The following is a 17,614-nucleotide window of genomic DNA, read 5'->3' on the forward strand; positions in this document are numbered from 1 at the left end:
CGAATGGATATTCAAAAAGGTGGGAATAATATGAATAAATACCTGACATTACAAGATGGAACCATCTTTATTGGCGAAGCATTTGGCGCAACTGAAATTCAAGCTGCCGGTGAAGTTGTGTTTAACACGGGGATGACCGGCTATCAAGAAGCAATTACGGATCCTTCCTATACAAATCAATTATTAACGTTTACTTACCCATTGATTGGGACATATGGCACAGACGAATGGCACAGCCAAAGTGTGGCGGCAACTTGTCAATCAGTCATCGTTCGACATTTAGAAAACGAAGACCCTACTGAAGGACAATCAATTTCCAGTTTTTTAAAGGAACAAGGAATTCCTGGGATTTCGGAAATTGATACGCGCTCATTAACCAAACATATTCGGACGCAAGGCACAATGAAGGCCGTGTTAACCAATGCACCAGTTGCGATGACAGACTTTGATACTATTTACAACCAGATTGATGCCATCATGCATCGAACACCAGAATTGCAAGACGCCATTTATAATGTTGAAAATGCTGATTTTCATGTGGTGGTGATTGACTACGGTATTAAACAAGCGATTATCGAACAATTGATGGCACACGGCTGCAAGGTGAAGGTGCTGCCATACACGACCGACTTTGAAACGGTCAATCATTATGAGACAGACGGCGTTTTGATTTCAAATGGGCCGGATAATCCCACGGACTATTTAGAAACCCTTCCTTTATTAAAAGAAATTCAAGCACATTACGCGACTGCCGGGATTTGCTTAGGTCATCAACTGCTCGCCCTAGCCAACGGTGCAACGACTCATGCAATGTTGTTTGGGCATCGTGGTTTGAATCACCCCGTCGAACTCGAAGATGGAACGACGATTTTAACAAGTCAAAATCACGGTTATGCAGTGGACGTTGATTCCTTAGTAGAGACCGGTTTAGTCGTCACTGCTACAGAAGAAAATGACAAAACTGTTGAAGGTTTACGTCACACCAGTTTGCCCGTCATCACGGTGCAATACCATCCGGAGGCTAATCCAGGCCCCACCGATGCCCATAACTTTTTCAATCAATTTAATCAATTAATGCTCAAGGAGACGAAAGTACATGCCTAAAATTGCAACTATTAAAAAAATCATGGTGATTGGCTCGGGACCAATTGTCATTGGTCAAGCCGCCGAATTTGACTATGCCGGCAGCCAGGCATGCATTAGTTTACAAGAAGAAGGCTACGAAGTGGGCTTAGTCAACTCCAATCCAGCCACAATTATGACCGACGATGAAATCGCTGATCATGTTTACTTGGCTCCTTTAACAGTGGCTTCAATTACCGAAATCATTGCCAAAGAAAAACCAGATGCCCTGCTGCCAACTTTGGGCGGACAAACTGGTCTCAATTTAGCGATTGATTTATTTGAAGCCGGCGTTTTAGATCAATATCACGTGCAATTACTCGGTACGGGTTTAAAAACGATTCAACAAGCGGAAGATCGAGAAGAATTCAAAGAACTAATGGAATCAATTCATCAACCAATTCCAGCGAGTTTGACCGTACATGATACTGAAGCTGCAGTTAAATTTGCACACCAAATTGGCTATCCGGTGATTGTTCGTCCGGCCTTTACCCTTGGTGGTTCGGGTGGTGGAATTGCCACCAATCAAACTGAATTGCTAGATATCACCCACCGTGGTCTATCAATGTCACCAGCGACTGAATGTTTAATTGAAAAAAGTATCGCTGGTTACAAAGAAATTGAATTTGAAGTCATGCGTGATGCTAACGGTGATAAAATCAGTGTTTGTTGTATGGAAAACTTTGATCCAGTCGGTATTCATACGGGTGATTCGATTGTTGTCGCCCCTAGTCAATCATTAAATGATTCCACTTATCAACGGTTACGGACCGCTTCTTTAGCGATTGTTGAAGCACTCAATATTCAAGGTGGCTGTAATGTCCAATTGGCACAAAACCCAACCACCGATGAATACTTTGTCATCGAGGTAAACCCACGGGTCAGTCGTTCATCAGCCTTAGCTTCAAAAGCGACTGGTTATCCAATCGCTAAAATCGCCGCTAAAATCGCGGTTGGTTTAAATTTAAAAGAAATTACGAACCCCGTCACCCAAACGACTAATGCCGCCTTTGAACCGGCGTTGGATTATTTAATCGTTAAAATTCCGCGCTTTCCATTCGATAAATTTGATACTGCCGATTCTCACCTCGGTACCCAAATGAAGGCCACGGGTGAAGTGATGGGGATTGGTTTGACAATGGAAGAAGCCTTCTTAAAAGCAGTCGCATCGTTAGAAATTAATCCACAACTGGAAAATACGCTCTTGCCTGAACAAGATTTATCCGATGAAGAATTAACGCAACATTTGGCCCATCCAACAGATCAACGGTTGTTTGAAATCTTTTTAGCACTACAACACGGCTGGACGATTGAGCAATTATTTGAAGCTACGCAAATCACGCCTTTTTTCTTACACAAGTTAGCGAACATTTGGGATATCATGACGGAATTACAAAACAACCAGCTGACGGTTCCTTTGTTGCAACATTCCTTGAAATTTGGCTTCAACCCAACCATGATTGCGACCGCCACTGCGGTGCCAGTTGCAGAGATTAATTCGATGATGGTCACCAACCACATTCAGCCCGTTTATAAAATGGTGGATACCTGTGCAGGTGAATTTGACAGTGCCACCCCATATTTTTACAGTAGTTATTTCCCAGGCGAAAATGAAAGTGTGCCATTAAAAAATAATATTATCGTCCTGGGATCTGGTCCGATTCGGATTGGACAAGGAGTCGAATTTGACTATACAACCGTGCATAGTGTACAAGCGATTCAACAACATGGTTATCAAGCCATTATTATTAATAACAACCCCGAAACAGTTTCGACTGACTTTTCAATTTCAGATAAATTATATTTTGAACCACTCACAATTGACCATGTAATGCAGATTATTGACTTGGAGCAACCCGAAGGCGTAATTGTTCAATTCGGTGGGCAAACTGCCATCAACTTAACGGCTGAGTTAGTTGCCCAGGGCGTGAACATCTTAGGCACTTCATTAGCCGGAATTAATCAAACTGAAGATCGCCACGAATTTGAAGAACTACTCGCTAGCTTATCAATTAAGCAGCCCAATGGTGATACCGCAATGAATCAAGCCGATGCACACGTGGTGGCTAAACAAGTAGGCTATCCGGTGATGGTACGTCCTAGTTTCGTCTTAGGCGGACGGGCAATGGCGGTCGTGACCGACGATAGCGAATTAGATGAGTACGTGGAAAAGGCCATTGACGCCGCTCCACATCAACCAATTTTAATTGATCATTATGTAGCTGGGACTGAGTGCGAAGTCGACATTTTAAGTGACGGACACGACGTCTTCATCCCCGGCATCATGGAACATCTCGAAGGTTCCGGTGTGCATTCTGGTGATTCTATTTCCATCTATCCCACTCAGCACTTAACCACAGCGCAAAAGCAAGAAATCATTGCCATTTCTACCAAAATCGGCAAAGCGGTGCACTGTATCGGCATGATGAACATTCAATTTATCGTCGCCGACGCCGTTTACGTGATTGAAGTCAATCCACGTGCCAGCCGGACAGTCCCTTTTATGAGTAAAATTACCGGCAATCATCTCGCCAAACAAGCAACTGGCTTGATTTTAGGCAAGTCACTGACCGAAATTGGTTTGTTCGCCGGTTATGGCGCAGAACCAGACCAAGTGTTTGTCAAAGCTCCAGTCTTTTCGTTTGCCAAACTACCTGGCATGATGACGACCCTTTCTCCTGAAATGAAATCCACTGGTGAATCCATTGGTAGTGGCGCTACTTTCAGCGAAGCCTTAACCAATGCTTTATATGATAGCTATGGTTCGTTAAGTAATCGGACCGGCAAAATTGTGCTCCTCGACAATTCAGCTGAAGACGACACCGAACTACTGATTGAACTCGCCAAACATAATTTTGAAACGATGGTCATTTCCGGTGATATTTCTGACGTAACTCCTGCCGAAGCTGCTTTCGTTGTTACCGGTGATGAAAACCAAACTACTGATACTCCTTTAAGTTACTTTGCATTAAGTAACCAAATCCCCCTCTTCTCTAATCCAATGACGATTGTGGGGATATTAAAGGAGAGCGTGATTCAACCCGTTTAGCCTTTGAGCATTAACAAAATCTAACTGAGTCACCGTTCTTGGGTGGCAAAGTTAGATGAGTTAAGCGAAAAGGTTGGGTTGAAGAGCGCGATTATGAAAACGAACGCTCAGCTCCTGAACTCTAACCTAAACTAATTGTTTATCTGCACTTAGATAAATGATTAGTTGTAGTTAGGCGAAGAAGTTGTGAGTTTGAGCGCGATTATGAAAAAGAGCGTGATTCAACCCGTTTAGCCATTGAGCATTAACAAAATCTGACTGAGTCACCGTTCTTGGGTGGCAAAGTTAGATGAGTTAAGCGAAAAGGTTGGGGTGAAAAGCGCGATTATAAAAAGAGTGTGCCATCAATCGGTAGATTACGAGCACTATCCTAGCTAATTGGTTTATCCGGACTAGGGATAAATTAATTAGTGTAGATAGGCGGAGTAATCTGATTGATGAAACACGATTAAGGAGAGCGTGAACTCTATCGTACAAAAATAAACCACAATCGCCCCATGCGATTGTGGTTTATTTACATCCATATTAATCTGTAATAATTTCGTGGATTAATTTGATTGGTTCAGCAGCATCCCCAATTAAATAATTATCACGAATCAATTGTTCAACTTTAGTGATATCTTCTTGGTTACTGTAAACTGTCAGTAAGGTATCACCCTTTTTGACTTGGTCACCAACTTTGTGACTCAAAACAATCCCAACTGAATAATCAAGCTTGTCTTCTTTGGCAGCACGACCGCCTCCAAGTAACATGCTGGCTACGCCAATTTCGTCAGCCGTAATTTGACTCACGACTCCATCTTTTTCAGCTTTGATGTCAATCTTGTATTTAGCTTGTGGCATGATTGAATAATCATCAATCACCCGGGTATCGCCACCTTGCATTTCAATCATTTGTTTGAATTTTTCTAAGGCTGACCCATCATCGATAGTAGCTTGTAATTTTTGACGAGCTTCGTCTAAGTTAGCAGCTTTCTTGCCTAAAACAGCCATTTGAGAACCTAATGTCAAAATTAATTCAACTAAATCGGCAGGTCCTTTGCCCTTCAGAACATCAATTGATTCTTCAATTTCAAGAGAGTTACCAATCTTATCACCAAGTGGTTGGTTCATATCAGAAATAATCGCCATACTCTTTACTCCAGCTCCATTGGCAATTTCAACCAAGGCATGGGCCAAGCTTTGTGCATCGGCTTCTTCTTTCATGAAGGCACCACTACCGGTTTTAACATCAATCACTAACGCATCTGTCCCTGAGGCTAATTTTTTACTCAAAATCGAGCTAGCAATCAATGGAATTGAATCAACTGTGTCAGTTACATCACGCAAGCCATAAATCCGGGCGTCAGCTGGTGCAATTTGGCCTGTTGCACCGACAATTGCCAAGCCTATTGATTGGACTTGATTAATGAATTCTTCTTCGGTTAACTCTACTCGAAAACCAGGAATGGCTTCCAATTTGTCCAAGGTTCCACCAGTGTGACCTAAACCACGACCAGAAATCATGGGTACGGGAATCCCTAACGCTGCTACCATGGCTGCCAATGGCAAACTAGTTTTATCACCCACACCACCGGTAGAATGCTTATCAACTTTAATGCCATCAATCTTTGATAAATCTAGTTGATCACCAGATTCTAGCATGGCCATCGTTAATTTAGTTTGTTCAGGTGCAGTCATTTTTTGAAAATAAATGGCCATTAACAGTGCACTAATTTGATAATCAGGAATCGAACCATCTACAACTCCATCAACGAAGAATTGGATTTGTTCATCGGTCAGAACCCCACCATTTCGTTTTGCATCGATTACATCTAACATTCTCATTGTTCATTATCCTCCTTGTGTTAGCGGTTACATTTTGTTGTTAAAAATATGGACGTTAAGAGTCACGTCCTCATTTTATTTTCAATTAGTTTCGATAATTAATAAGTTGTTGCGCCGTATGTTGATCAATAATCAAAGTGTTGGCGTATTTACCACGTAGAGCCGCATCAATTGCGGCGACTTTAGCTTCACCGGTAACGACCAAAATGGAGTGATCTTTAGTCGTCAAATCTGACAGTTGAATACCAATCGTGCGTTGATTAATTTCATCGCACACAATTTTTCCGTCCTCATCAATAAATCTAGAGAAGACATCCCCAACTGCATGGTCTTGCAAAAACTCAATTTCGTCTTCGGCAAAATAGTTTAAGTTCAAGACCAACGCGCTGTCACGGACAGTTCCGACAGTAAAGACTGCAATATTAGCTTTTTTACCTAACTCAATCAAATGTTGAATATGGCGTTCTTTTTCAACTAGGTCTTTCGTCATCTTTTGATCAAAAATGACTGGCAGTGGCAAATATTGAGGAATTGTCCGAAACGCGGCGGCAAAGGCGTTGATACTTTCAAAGCCGTAAGTGTGGTGTTTAGAATACGAAACACTACCTTTGAGTTGCACGACTGAGACGTCCGTGACTTCATCCTTCACATTTAAATGATTAGCGATGGAATGAATGGTTTTACCCCAGCCAATTCCAATCGTATCGTGATCGCCAACCAAATCAGCTAAGTAATCGGCGGCGTACTGACCAATCGCGTCTAGCGAAGAACCAGCATTCACCGTTTGAACGGGCACCACGTGGGCTTCATTCAATTGGTAGCGTGCTTTAATTTTAGCTTCCAGTGCTTCCGAGCTTTCGACCGGATCCATGATTTGGATCCGAATCAAACCACTTTTTTTGGCCGCTTGAAGTAGTCTTGAAACGGTTGGTCGAGAAATCCCCAATTGAGCAGCAATCTGATTTTGACTCAGTTCTTGTTCATAATACATTCGCGCAACTGCGATACTTTGTTGAATTTTATCCTTTTCAATATCCATTGGTTTGGCCTCAACTTAGCTTAATTTTATTTACAATAGTTCATTATAAGACAGTCCAAGCCAAGAAACTAATCAATCTAATGATTAGCCACGAATCCCAGTTTCAAGCGAAACTTTCATCATGTCGGTAAAGGCTTGTTCACGATCGTGTGGTGAAGCAGATTCACCTGTCACTAAGTTATCGCTACAAGTCAAGATACTCAATGTCTTGATGCCATATTTAGCACCAATTAAGAATAAGCCGGCCGATTCCATTTCAGTGGCGACACAACCATAGTCAGCTAATTTCTTCATGTCTAATTCATCATTATAGAAACGATCAGCAGCAAAGATATTTCCCACTCGAACTGGTACATCCATCTCTTGTGCCACATGATAAGCTCGGTCAAGTAACTCAAAGTCTGACAATGGAGCGTAATATACGCCAGCCCCAAACGTATTGGCGGTAACAGCTGAATCCGTGGTGGAACCTTGGCCTAAAATAACATCACCAATTTTGACATCTTCACGCATCCCACCGGCGGTACCAACCCGGATAATGGTTTTAACACCGTAAAATTTAATTAGTTCGTTAGCATAAATTGACAGTGAAGGAATCCCCATTCCACTACCTTGAACGGAAATCTTTTTACCCTTATATGTTCCTGTATAACCAAACATATTCCGGATGGAACTGTATTGATGAACATCTTCTAAGAAGTTTTCAGCAATAAACTTAGCCCGTAATGGATCCCCTGGAAATAGAACTGTTTCAGCGATTTCGCCATCTTTTGCACCAATATGTGTACTCATAATTTATCACTCCTCGGATTATTTAAGATCAGCTAAGAAACTTGTGCCTTTGACATTGTTAACACCAAAATTATCCAAAATAGTTGCACCAAAGTCTGAGAATGTTTCGCGCACACCTAATGATTCACCGGTTTGCTTGAAACTTGGTGAATAAGCTAAGACAGGTACTAACTCACGGGTGTGGTCAGTGCCACGGAAACCAGGATCATTACCATGGTCAGCGGTAAGCATTAACAAATCGTCATCTTTTAATTGAGCTAAAACTTCACCCAATTGTTGATCAAATTCCATTAATGCAGCACCGAATCCCTTTGGATTACGACGATGACCGTACATGGCATCAAAATCAACTAAGTTCGTAAATGAGAGGCCGTTGAAATCTTGGCCCATCGTTTCCAAAACATGTTCCATACCGTTATGGTTGCTTTCATTGTGATAGCCACGAGAAATACCGTGACCTGAGAAAATATCATTGATTTTACCAATTCCGATTACTTCATAGCCAGCATCTTGGAGACGGTTCAAATCAGTGTCACCAGTTGGTTCCAGGGTAAAATCACGACGGTTAGCCGTCCGAGTGAAGTGATCTTTGTCAGGTCCAACGTAAGGGCGTGCAATAATGCGGCCAATCACATATGGAGGTTCATTCACTAAACTACGTGCGTATTCACAAATCTTATAAAGTTCTTCCAATGGAATAATATCTTCGTGAGCGGCAATTTGAAGTACTGAATCGCCAGATGTATAGACAATCAAGGCGCCTGTTTTCATCTGTTCTTCACCGTAATCGTGAATAACATCCGTGCCGGAATATGGTTTGTTGACAATCACGTCACGTTTAGAAAAATCCTTCAACTTGTCAATTAAGTCAGCGGGGAAACCATTTGGAAATAGTGATAAAGCGTGTTCAACGGGTAAGCCCATCATTTCCCAATGGCCATCCATACTATCTTTACCAGCTGAAATTTCACGCATCTTGCCATAATAGGCTAATGGTTTGTCAGCTGCGGCGACGCCCTCAATGGGTGTTTCACGCAAATTAGAAATCCCAAGTTTTTGCAGATTAGGAATGTCTAAATTACCTTCATAAAATTCACCAACATGGCCCAATGTATCTGAGCCGACATCACCAAACTTATCAGCGTCTGGTGCAGCACCCGTTCCAACTGAATCCAAAACAATTCCGAAAACACGATTGTACTTCATTATTGCACTCCCTTTATTTACTATTTAGTACTTGGCTATGATTAGCCTTCATTTTCTTTCAAAATTTCAACACTGGCACTCACGCCTAAACGACTGGCACCAGCTTCAATCATGGCATAGGCTTCTTTGGCACTATGGATACCACCAGAAGCTTTAACACCCAAATCAGGGCCAACAGTTTCACGCATTAATTTAACATCAGCTACTTGAGCACCGGCAGTTGAGAACCCAGTTGAAGTTTTAACGAAATCGGCTCCTGCAGCTACAGACAATTTACATGCACGAACTTTTTCTTCATCGTTTAATAAAGCGGTTTCAATAATAACTTTCAAAATAGCTTTTTTAGCATGAGCGGCATCGGCCAAGGCTTTAATATCAGCTTGAACAGCGTCATCATGATGTTGTTTTAATTCACCAATGTTGATCACCATATCAACTTCAGTAGCGCCTTTGTCGATTGTATCGTTCACTTCAAAGACCTTTGTGGCTGTGGTATTGGCACCGAGAGGGAAACCAATTACAGTACAAACATTGACAGTTGTGCCCTTCAATTCTTTGGCAGCTAATTCTACCCAATATGGATTGATACAGATTGAAGCGGTATTATATTTTTTTGCTTCAGCGAGTGTTTCTTCGACTTGAGCTTGTGTGGCATCTGCTTTTAAGAGTGTGTGATCCATGTATTTTGCTAATTCTGCGTTTGTAAGTTTCATTTTTGAAACCCCTTTCATTTTTGATAAATCAAGCTTAACAAATCTTTGAGCAAATGTAAAACGATTTACTGAAATTATGTTCAGAGTGCTTTTCATAATTTTAAATTAAATGTTGTTTACCATTTCACAAGTTGACATTTGTTTACGTTATGTATAATTCGCTTGTCTTAAATCTACATATTTATTGAATTTCAATGAAATAAAAAAAATCACCACTGATAGCAAATTGCTGTCAGTGATGACTGTAATTAAATATTAATTTTTATCTTTCTGAATCTAAGAATCGTGAACAATATGCTGCCAAAATGGCACCAATTTCTGGAGCTAAAATGTAGACCCAGATGTGTGACAAAGCACTACCACCAGCAAAGATAGCAGGCCCGAATGAACGGGCTGGGTTTAATGAACCACCAGTCAGGTTCAAGGTTGCAATAATCAAGAAGGCTAACGTAATACCGATTGTTAAGCCGGCAAAGTCACTGTTACCATGATCGTTGCTCGTGACGTTTAAGATGACCATCAAGAATAAGAATGTAGCTAAGGTTTCGACAATAATTGCGGTAACTGAATTAATCTTGGGGAAATCTGTTTGTCCAAGTGCAGTAGCTGACAGGTGCAAGGCTTTAACAAAGTAAAGCACGAAAGCGCTGGCCGCAGTGGCACCAATAAATTGAGCGATGATGTAAAAGATTGCATCCCCGACTTCAATCCGACGATTGATTAGCATGGCAGTCGTAACAGCTGGATTAAAGTGCCCACCTGAAATTCCACCAAATGCATATGCTGATACAGTGATGGCTAACCCAAATGATAAACCAATGGCAAGAACGTTGCCCTTAGCAATCACTACGGTGGCCGTCCCTAGGAATACCAACATAAAAGTTCCTAAAAATTCTGCAAAATATTTTCTCATAATAAAATAAATCCTCCCTTGTTTATTAACACTTACAATTGTACAAAAGGAAATTTACCTATGCAAGGCCATTAACTGTTCAAATTTTGTCAATAATTTAAAAAAATCTGAACAATAATATTTTCAGAGCCTTGATATCACACGATTTCCGCACGTGTTGTGGCATAAATAGATATTGTAGTCCATTCTTATCTAAAGTGTATGACTGACAAAATAGCTGTGAATTATTTCTTATCATTGAATTGTCCCTAAATTTTCGATGTTTTGTTGTTGTCACATGCCCCGTGGGTTTGGTACATTGAGTACAATACAAAAAAATTCAAAAAATCAGGAAACCAAATGTCATTATATATTAGCAATATCAAATCAGCAGTCATAATTTTCCCATTCTTAGCGGCTTTCATCACGCTGCCGTTATTAGTCATTGAGTATCGCCATTATGGAAGTTTCACGTTTAAGCGGGCCTTTGTGCTGTACACGATGATTTTTTACCTGTTAGCGGCGTACTTGATGGTCATTTTACCTTTGCCGTCGATTGAATCGGTCTTTAAAATGACTTCGGCAAGAGTACAACTGATACCCTTTAACTTTGTGCATGATTTTTTGACAGAATCTGGATTTTCATTAGTCCATCCGGGCACCTGGGTTGGATCGTTAAAAACGATTTCGTTTCTCCAGCCAGTCTTCAATATATTACTCATCATTCCGTTTGGGTTTTATATTCGCTATTACTTCCGACTTTCATTTAAGAAAACCATCTTAGCTTCATTTTTGCTGAGTCTATTCTTTGAATTAACTCAATTATCTGGACTATATTGGATTTATCCTCGTTCATATCGTCTCTTCGACGTGGATGATTTAATGATGAATACGCTCGGTGGCACCTTTGGCTGGTTGCTGGCACCAATTATCGCTAAGATTTTCCCTAATCGTGACAAACTTGATAGTTCCAGTTATAAAAGAGCCGAACATGTCGGTTGGCTCAGACGTTTGGTTGCTTTATTTATTGATTACATGATTGTTTCGATGATTTGTAGTTTGATGATTGAAGTTTTCTTCTATATGATTGGTCACCGTGGCATGGCCCACACGCCACTCTTTAATTATATTTTGCCCATTGCGATTGTCCTGATTCTGGTACCAATGGTGACGGAAGGACAAACCTTTGGTAAATCAATTGTCCACATCAAGATTACTAACTTTTATCCGGGCAAGCTTTCTCGACTGAGAATTGGCATGCGCCAAGCCTGGATTTACTACTTCACGTTACCAATTAGTATTGCCTGGTTAAAACAAGCTAAACTAATTTTGACGGTCGAATCTGCCCGAACCAAATTAAATGCCTTTGTACTCGTGATATTAAGTGCGATTGTGCTCGGCTTTGTCTTTGATTTTCTGGCTGCGTTAGTTACACGCCGAGACCGCTTATTTTACGACTTAATCGTGCATACGAAGCAACAAAATACCTTGAAAAAGCGCGGTAGAAAATAGTGCCAAAAAAATCCACTTCACGAATTCACTCGTGAGGTGGATTTACTATTATAACGTATCGCCTAGTTCTGGGAACCAGACTTTAATTTCGCGTTCAGCTGACTCGGCACTATCAGAACTGTGGACGACGTTTCGAATCAAGCCATCAGCCCATTCACGTCCAAAATCTCCACGAATTGTCCCTAGTTCAGCTTGTGTAGGATTAGTCCCACCAGCCATTCGATGGAACACTTCTACAATATTAGTGCCTTGCGCCACAATTGCAGTAATTGGACCTTCCTGCATATAAGTCGTAATTTCTGGAAAGAAAGGCTTGTCTGCTAAGTCCGCATAATGATCCTTCAATTGTTCCATGGTAGCGTTTACAATTTTTAAGGCCTCAATTGTATAACCACGTTGTTCAAGTCGCGTGATTACTTGGCCAATATGCCGTTGTTTCACACCATCTGGTTTCACTAATACTAACGTACGTTCTTCTGCCATCTCGTCATCCCCAATCATTTATTACAACGATTGTACAACGAGTGCTCGTGGTAACGCAATCAAAACTAATATCAAATGTTTTCTTTGTGCAAATTATAGTAAATACTATATACTCATTAATGCAACTGATACTAGCAGCAATAACTAGTGTAATTAGTTCACTTACTGTACGTAACAATTGTCAATTTACATTAATCTATTTATCTTGAGTTTTTATCTAACTCGCGTTATATTGTCTATGTAAGGAAAATGAATTGTTCATCCAATTCATTTTCCACCAATCATCAGTACTATTTTTGTGGGAGAGTAATCGTCTTTTGACGGTTACTCTATTTTTTCGTCTTGAGCATGATGATCAAACGCACTATCATTGTTACGCTATTGATAGCTGTTTGAGCAATGCACAAGAACAAATAAATATTGTCCACTGCAATAGCACCTTTCATTAGTTTTCATTTTGATACCCCCCATCATCAAATTTGTCTGCTGAGGTATTCAAAAATAGTCACTAAAACGATTGGTGACTTCGAATTCATAATTCTGAATTGTCCGTCTATATATTAAGTACGTAATTATTGTCAATTTACGTTAATCTATTTATCTTGAGTTTTTATCTAACTCGCGTTATATTGTCTATGTAAGGAAAATGAATTGTTTGCCCAATTCATTTTCCACCAATCATCAGTACTATTTTTATGGCAGAGTAATCGTCTTTTGACTGTTACTCTATTTTTCTACCATTAGTCAAGGGAAACCTCGTTCTAATGGTTTTTTATTTTAATAAAGCATGGCTACAGGCCTATTTAATAACGTATATGAACTGAAAAAGATCAATTAAATTAAATTGAGTGTACACAAAATAAACATCTCTAGTATTCCTAATTTTTGAGATGCTATAATGTATTTGAATGGATAATGATCTACAGTTCTGGCGTGAACTTCATAGGGTCATAAAATTCATTATTTTTGATGAGGTGGTAGATGGTTCGATTGAGCCTTCCCATCGCAGCTATGGCAATCTTCTTGGTGTGAATGTCACCGGAAGATTGCTTTTTTCTTTGATAGAACAGACTAATGTTACTAGGATGATATCTTGAGACACTCACTATATTCAGTACAGCTTTGAAAAGTATTTTACGAGCGTAGGTATTCCCACGCTTCCTGATGTGCTGTCCCATTTCAAAGTCCCCAGATTGATATTGAATTAAGTCAATTCCGATATAAGCATTAATCGCATTAGGTTTTCTAAATCTGCGGATATCTCCCAATTCAGCCACCAAACATACTGCTGTTTTAATACCAATTCCTGGAATCGATTGTAGAATGGGAATTTCCTGAAGATTAGCTGAAATTTCAGTCATTTCGTCAATCGTTTTCTTCTTCAAAGTATCGAGTCGTTCTACTTCTCCGGCTAAATAAATTACAGCTTGGACGGCATGTGTGCAGTTTTCAACAGCTGGAGCTGAATTATATGCCAAATCTTGTAAGTGCTGGGCTAGAACCAGCGAACGACGTTCACCCATGTTCTTAGGTGTCGCTTCAATAATTAGCCGAGCCAGTTCGGTAATTCCCATTTCTAAAACCAGAGATGGATGTGGAAACTGCTGAACGATGTGCCAATACAATGCACCATCGGTGACACTTAAGAATCGTTCAATTTCGGGGAAAGCCAGTTGTAGTTTTTGATGTAATCGATTCTTAGCCCTAACAATATCTTCATTCAGCTCTTGATATGTCCGTTCTAAATCATGCAGTTCTGAATAAACTGGTTGTTCCTGAAATGTTGGCTTGTAGTGATGTTGTGACATCGCCATTGCCAATGAAACTGCATCTAATCGGTCATTTTTATTGTGGCGAAAACTATCCATATCCTTCTTAGCTGCTAAAGGATTAATTTCTGTATATTGCCAACCGTTACGAATCAGAAATGCACGTATACTGCGAGAATAGATTCCTGAAGATTCAAAAATTATCTGTGGTGATGTTAAGCCATCTAGCTCATCTTCAAGAATTTCAAACCCATGCCGGTCATTTTGAATTTTGAATTCTTTGTAAACCTTTTGTTCAATCAAAATTGCTATATTGGAGCTGTGCTTACTTACATCAATACCAAATACGATATCCATGACTAACTACCACCTTTATGAAAGTTGTATTCACTGATTCACTCATCTCAATTTTCAATACACGACTTTAAATAGCCAACGGACTTCGAGCGAGTTAATTTGTGAACCAAATGAAGTTGCCAGTTTTTGTGACGACGTCACCAGAAGGTGCGCCAAATAGACCTTCGACATGTCAACTTCATTACCACTTTAGCAAAAAAAGAAAAAGTGGTGAATCATAATTCCGTCGAATTATGATTCACCACTAATGTTAGTCAGTTTTTGTCTTTAGCATGATAATCAAACGCACTATCATTGTTACTATATTGATAGCTGTTTGAGCAATGCATAAGAACAAATAAATATTGTCCACTGCAATAATACCTTTCTCTAGTTTTCATTTTGATACCTCCCATCATCAAATTTGTCTGCTGAGGTATTCAAAAATAGTCACTAAAACGATTGGTGACTTCGAATTCAGAATTCTGAATTGTCCGTCTATATATTAAATACGTAATTAAACTTCTATTATTTTAAATTTATTATTTTTGTTTAGTTCCTTGCCTATCGTTTTTCAACTACACTCAAATTTCTATGAACAAAAAAATTGAACTAGTCTAAGCCCTTGGTATTTCCTGGCTTAGACTAGTTCAAAATCTATACTTTCTTATAAGTTAAAACAAATTCGGCAATGATTCAATTAACGAATCATTGCCGAATTTTCATTTTTCTACGAAATCAAACCGTGTGCATTTGCACAGGTTAATAACCGATTTTTATCTCGCTCTTAATATTTTTCTTTACCTAAGACATTCAACTTTTCATCAAAGTCATAAACAACTGGTTGGCCAGTAGCCATTTCCAAGTTGATGATATCGTCGTCTGAAATTTCTTCGATATACTTGCTTAGGGCACGTAATGAATTACCATGGGCTGCGATGATGATATTCTTACCATCAAGCAACTTAGGTGCAATTTCATCTTCCCAAAGAGGCATTACACGTTCAAGGGTAACTTTAAGGTTTTCGCCACCAGGGATCAACTTAGGATCCAAGTTTGAGTAACGACGGTCTTGAGCAGCTGAGCCTTCGTCAGATGCATCCAACAATGGAGGCAAAACGTCGTATGAACGACGCCAAGTGTGAACTTGGTCTGCGCCAAATTTGTCGGCTGCTTCTTGCTTGTTTTGGCCTTGAAGTGCGCCGTAGTGACGTTCGTTTAAGCGCCATGTCTTAGTTTCTGGAACCCAGATTTGGTCTGATTCTTCCAATGCGTAATGAAGAGTCTTGATAGCACGCTTCAAGACTGAAGTGTAAGCATAGTCAAATTCAAGTCCTGCTTTTTTGATTGCACGACCAGCATTCTTAGCTTGTTCAACGCCTTCTTCGCTCAAATCAACGTCAACCCAACCAGTAAATTGGTTAGATAAGTTCCATTCACTTTGTCCGTGACGAATTAATACAAGTTTTGCCATGAGATAAAAACCTCTTTCTTCTTATTTAGACGGCTGTTCACCACAAGTGATGTTCAGCACAAATTTTATACATTCTCCATTTTACTCTGAAACGGACTAAATCGAAACCCATTTTGACAAATTAATCCGGCTTCGCAGTCTCAACCGCTTTTTTATTTTTACCAATGTGCTTCACGTCCAGTAAATCAAGGAAGAAGACGAAAATAGGTACTCCGACAATCAGGCCCCACACGCCGAAGAAATGTTCACCAACCATCAGGACTACGAAAGTATAAAAGACGGGTAATTCAGTACGGCTGGCCATGAATTGTGGATTCAAAACGTACGTTTCAATCGCATGGACGACCACAATCATAATGATAATGTAGGCTACTTGTTTAAAGCCACCTTCGGAGTAAGCAATGATGCTCAGTGGAATACTGGAGACAATCACCCCAGCGACGGGTACCAAGCTAAAAATAAAAATCATTAATGATAACGTTAAAATTTGTGGCATTTGCATAAAGATTAAGCAAATAGTGGTGATAATCGTGTTCGCAATGGCGATGGAAAATTGAGCACCAATCACGACCCCAAACGTATTGACGAATTTGCGACCGAAGTATTCGATATCACCAAAGAACCAGGCGAAATCGCCGGTTTTAAAATTCTGGGAGAAACGATGCAGTTGCTTGAGTTCGACTGCGTAAAAGAAACTGAGAACAAATGATAAGAAGAACGTGAACGCCATCGATCCAATGCTGGTGGCATAGCTGAAGATGAGTGTGACGCCTTTTTTCACTTGTTCGTTAATGCTGGAAACACTGACGTACTTGTTGACGAATTTGTAAAAATCAGTCGTATTTTGATGATTGTAAAATTGGACCAGTGAATCAGTCATCTTAATGATTTGATTAACCAGCTGTGGTAAATAATTAACAATCCCGATGTACAGTCCCCAGATAATCACTATGTAAGTGACAATCACCAGAATGCTACTAGGAATTTTCGTATGTTTATGAACAAATCTGACGAAGTTTACCACTAAATAAGTGAAAACAAAGGTCAGTAATAACATGCTTAACATGGATTTGATCAAAAATAAGATTGCAATCAATAATGCTAAGACGGTGAATCGCCTTAATTTAACGTTCCCTAAAAAACTATGCCACGCTTCTACCAATGTAAATCCTCCCTACCCTTTACTAATTAGAGTCAATTATAACAGTCCAATCGACCATTCCAAATAAATACGATGATTAATTACCTTTCTTAACTATTTGCAATTTATTTTCCTGCTTCGATTTCCACGTAGGGCTGTTTTTAAACTTCTGTCCATTAAACGACACATTACTAACTTTTGGTTAGCAAGTTTTTCAATATAGGCGTATAATAACTGTCGTCAAACATTGGCATGGAGG

Annotated in this window: 13 protein-coding genes; 3 read left to right on the forward strand and 10 right to left on the reverse strand. The window is 39.9% G+C overall.

The window, feature by feature from the left end; translation table 11 throughout:
- Positions 1–30 precede the first annotated feature (30 nt).
- Positions 31–1,104: a carbamoyl phosphate synthase small subunit gene (locus tag F0161_RS09990; protein ID WP_150204473.1), complete on the forward strand. Its 1,074-nt coding sequence runs from the start codon at positions 31–33 to the stop codon at positions 1,102–1,104.
- Positions 1,097–4,171 carry a carbamoyl-phosphate synthase large subunit gene (gene carB, locus F0161_RS09995; protein ID WP_150204474.1) on the forward strand — a complete coding sequence of 1,025 codons (3,075 nt, stop codon included), beginning with the start codon at positions 1,097–1,099 and terminating at the stop codon, positions 4,169–4,171. Before F0161_RS09990 ends, carB begins: the two co-directional genes overlap by 8 nt.
- Positions 4,172–4,696: 525 nt before the next feature.
- On the opposite strand, the gene F0161_RS10000 is transcribed toward carB, so the two are convergent.
- The 6 genes from F0161_RS10000 to F0161_RS10025 all read right to left on the reverse strand — a co-directional run bounded on the left by F0161_RS10000 (position 4,697) and on the right by F0161_RS10025 (position 10,661).
- Complete coding sequence (locus tag F0161_RS10000) at positions 4,697–5,998, reverse strand: pyrimidine-nucleoside phosphorylase (RefSeq protein WP_150204475.1); 1,302 nt, start codon at positions 5,996–5,998, stop codon at positions 4,697–4,699.
- A gap of 85 nt (positions 5,999–6,083) precedes the next feature.
- Positions 6,084–7,037: a sugar-binding transcriptional regulator gene (locus F0161_RS10005; RefSeq protein WP_318635333.1), complete on the reverse strand. Its 954-nt coding sequence runs from the start codon at positions 7,035–7,037 to the stop codon at positions 6,084–6,086.
- A gap of 84 nt (positions 7,038–7,121) precedes the next feature.
- Entirely contained in the window at positions 7,122–7,829 is a 708-nt protein-coding gene (gene deoD / locus F0161_RS10010) for a purine-nucleoside phosphorylase (RefSeq protein ID WP_137602749.1), read from the reverse strand.
- Between the two features lie 18 nt (positions 7,830–7,847).
- Positions 7,848–9,035 (reverse strand): phosphopentomutase, encoded by a 1,188-nt coding sequence (locus F0161_RS10015; RefSeq protein WP_150204476.1) that lies wholly within the window; start codon positions 9,033–9,035, stop codon positions 7,848–7,850.
- A 41-nt stretch (positions 9,036–9,076) separates the two neighbouring features.
- The gene (deoC, locus tag F0161_RS10020) at positions 9,077–9,748 is read right to left on the reverse strand and encodes a deoxyribose-phosphate aldolase (RefSeq protein WP_137602747.1); all 672 of its coding nucleotides are present in this window, start codon (positions 9,746–9,748) and stop codon (positions 9,077–9,079) included.
- A gap of 262 nt (positions 9,749–10,010) precedes the next feature.
- Positions 10,011–10,661: an MIP/aquaporin family protein gene (locus tag F0161_RS10025; RefSeq protein ID WP_137602746.1), complete on the reverse strand. Its 651-nt coding sequence runs from the start codon at positions 10,659–10,661 to the stop codon at positions 10,011–10,013.
- 339 nt (positions 10,662–11,000) lie between these two features.
- Here F0161_RS10025 and F0161_RS10030 point away from each other — a divergent pair, with 339 nt between their 5' ends.
- Positions 11,001–12,152, forward strand: coding sequence for a VanZ family protein (locus F0161_RS10030; protein WP_150204477.1), 1,152 nt, complete (start codon positions 11,001–11,003; stop codon positions 12,150–12,152).
- Positions 12,153–12,200: 48 nt separating this feature from the next.
- On the opposite strand, the gene ndk is transcribed toward F0161_RS10030, so the two are convergent.
- From ndk to F0161_RS10050, 4 genes are all read right to left on the reverse strand, one after another.
- The gene (gene ndk, locus F0161_RS10035) at positions 12,201–12,635 is read right to left on the reverse strand and encodes a nucleoside-diphosphate kinase (RefSeq protein ID WP_137602744.1); all 435 of its coding nucleotides are present in this window, start codon (positions 12,633–12,635) and stop codon (positions 12,201–12,203) included.
- 920 nt (positions 12,636–13,555) lie between these two features.
- On the reverse strand, positions 13,556–14,761 hold the full coding sequence (locus F0161_RS10040; protein WP_150203428.1) for an IS110 family RNA-guided transposase: 1,206 nt from the start codon (positions 14,759–14,761) through the stop codon (positions 13,556–13,558).
- Between the two features lie 766 nt (positions 14,762–15,527).
- Positions 15,528–16,214, reverse strand: coding sequence for a 2,3-diphosphoglycerate-dependent phosphoglycerate mutase (locus tag F0161_RS10045; RefSeq protein ID WP_137602731.1), 687 nt, complete (start codon positions 16,212–16,214; stop codon positions 15,528–15,530).
- A gap of 121 nt (positions 16,215–16,335) precedes the next feature.
- Positions 16,336–17,376, reverse strand: a complete 1,041-nt coding sequence (locus F0161_RS10050) for an AI-2E family transporter (RefSeq protein ID WP_150204478.1) — start codon at positions 17,374–17,376, stop codon at positions 16,336–16,338.
- Positions 17,377–17,614: the final 238 nt, after the last annotated feature.

The organism is Paucilactobacillus nenjiangensis (genome assembly GCF_008632615.1).
GTDB classification, from domain to species: Bacteria; Bacillota; Bacilli; order Lactobacillales; family Lactobacillaceae; genus Paucilactobacillus; species Paucilactobacillus nenjiangensis.